Genomic DNA, 1753 nt, shown 5'->3' with positions numbered 1-1753 from the left:
TGCTGAGTCTGGGTGTTCCGGTGCTGGACGTTCCTGCCGTGAGCGGACATTCGCGGCGACTTACCCGTGGCCTGGCGACCTGGATCTATCAGGCCAGAGACGACGCCGGCGAGCCGCTGTATGGCGGCATCCGCTACTTGTCGAAGCTCAGTAACGAATACGAGTGCTGGGCGATCTTTGATGGGACTACTGTCGAGGCTCTTGGCGAGCGTCGGATTACGATCGATGATCCGGATCTGGTTGCCGTGACGGCTCGCCACGGGATCCCGCTCACCTAGCAACCGTCATGCCTGAGGAGTTAGCTCGGCCCCGATGCGCCGCAGCCGGGGCCGAGCAACTGTGTGAAACAGCGTTGATCGTTACAAGCTGGCGATGAGGTCGGCGCAGGCCTGTTCGCAGCGTCGACAGACCTCAGCACAGATTCGGCAGTGTTCGTGCATCTCCGCGTGCTTGTCGCACTCGTCGGCGCAGGCCTTGCATACGGTGCGGCACGACTCAAGGGCGGCCCGGGTGACGTTGGCGTCGTATCCGGTGTGGCGTGAGAGGACGGCACCGGTGGAGGTGCAGATGTCGGCGCAGTCCAGATCGGTGCGGATGCACTTGACCAGCTCGGCGACCATTTCTTCGCTCAAGCAGGCGTCGGCGCAGGCGGTGCAGGCTTGGGCGCATTCGACGCACGCGTCGATGCACGCGACCAGCTTCTCTCGATCGACTCCACCGAGATCGGCCGGATACGTGTCGAGCATTTGTTGGGCAGTGGACATAGTGTTCCCTCTTTCTGATCGGTCCCGCCTGCGCCCGTGACGCTACTCCCGAGACAGCCCTTCCCGGCACCCCCAAGCTCGACCTGCGAACTTGCGGAAATACCGTCGGGGGGTATTATCATTGTCACGTATAGATACCCTTATGGGGTATCGAGATTTTATGGAGGACTGATGGCAACGATCGAGTATCAGGTGACGGGGATGACCTGCGAGCACTGCGAGCGAGCAGTGACCGAGGAAGTCACCAAGGTATCTGGGGTGAGCACCGTCGCGGTGTCTGCCGGCGATGGTGTGCTGCAGGTGTCTTCGGAGGCCGGAGTTCAGGATGACGACATCCTTGCTGCGGTCGAAGAGGCCGGATACAGCGCCACCCGCAAGTAGTCCCGAACCCGAATCTGCAAGGAGCGTCGTTATGACCAGTTCTTCCTCCCCTGCCGGTGCGCGCGCCGACGTTGAACTCGAGGTCGGCGGTATGACCTGCGCTTCCTGCGCGATGCGGATCGAGAAAAAGCTGAACCGGCTAGAGGGCGTGAGCGCAACGGTCAACTACGCCACCGAGAAGGCCCGGGTAAGCCTGCCCGACGGCATGGATGTGCACGCGGTCATCGCCGAAGTGGAGAAGACCGGGTACACGGCCGTCCTGCCACAGCCGGCCGAGCCCGCTGTCGCTGACTCCGGTGACCCGGAGCTGAAGGGGCTTCGGAACCGGCTAATAGGCAGTGTGCTGCTTTCGGTGCCGGTGATCGTTTTGGCGATGGTCCCGGCGTTGCAGTTCACCTACTGGCAGTGGCTGTCCTTGACGTTGGCGGCGCCGGTGGTGGTGTGGGGGGCCTGGCCATTCCACAAGGCCGCCCTGACCAACGCCCGGCACGGCGCCGCCACCATGGACACCCTGGTCTCCCTCGGGACGCTGGCAGCGTTCGCGTGGTCGCTGTACGCGCTGTTCTTTGGAACCGCCGGCATGCCCGGCATGACACACGGGTTCTCTT

4 protein-coding genes are annotated in these 1753 nt (G+C 63.1%); 3 read left to right on the top strand and 1 reads right to left on the bottom strand.

The features are described 5' to 3' along the window. Positions 1-278 (top strand): hypothetical protein (locus tag ACF1AJ_RS19625; protein WP_391508819.1); only part of this gene is annotated, 278 nt, incomplete at its 5' end. Between the two features lie 81 nt (positions 279-359). Here the strand turns inward: ACF1AJ_RS19625 and ACF1AJ_RS19620 are convergent. After that, positions 360-746, bottom strand: coding sequence for a four-helix bundle copper-binding protein (locus ACF1AJ_RS19620; protein WP_391508818.1), 387 nt, complete (start codon positions 744-746; stop codon positions 360-362). Between the two features lie 189 nt (positions 747-935). On the opposite strand from ACF1AJ_RS19620, the gene ACF1AJ_RS19615 reads away from it, so the two are divergent. Together ACF1AJ_RS19615 and ACF1AJ_RS19610 are read left to right on the top strand one after the other, a co-directional pair. Continuing rightward, on the top strand, positions 936-1145 hold the full coding sequence (locus tag ACF1AJ_RS19615; RefSeq protein WP_301220674.1) for a heavy-metal-associated domain-containing protein: 210 nt from the start codon (positions 936-938) through the stop codon (positions 1143-1145). A gap of 31 nt (positions 1146-1176) precedes the next feature. Next, the coding region (locus ACF1AJ_RS19610; protein ID WP_391508817.1) for a cation transporter at positions 1177-1753 on the top strand (577 nt) is incomplete at its 3' end.

The sequence above is a fragment of the Leifsonia sp. NPDC014704 genome, from assembly GCF_043083605.1.
Lineage (GTDB): Bacteria > Actinomycetota > Actinomycetes > Actinomycetales > Microbacteriaceae > Leifsonia.
The sequence above is the reverse complement of the archived record's forward strand: the minus strand, read 5'-3'. Positions and strand labels throughout refer to the sequence as shown.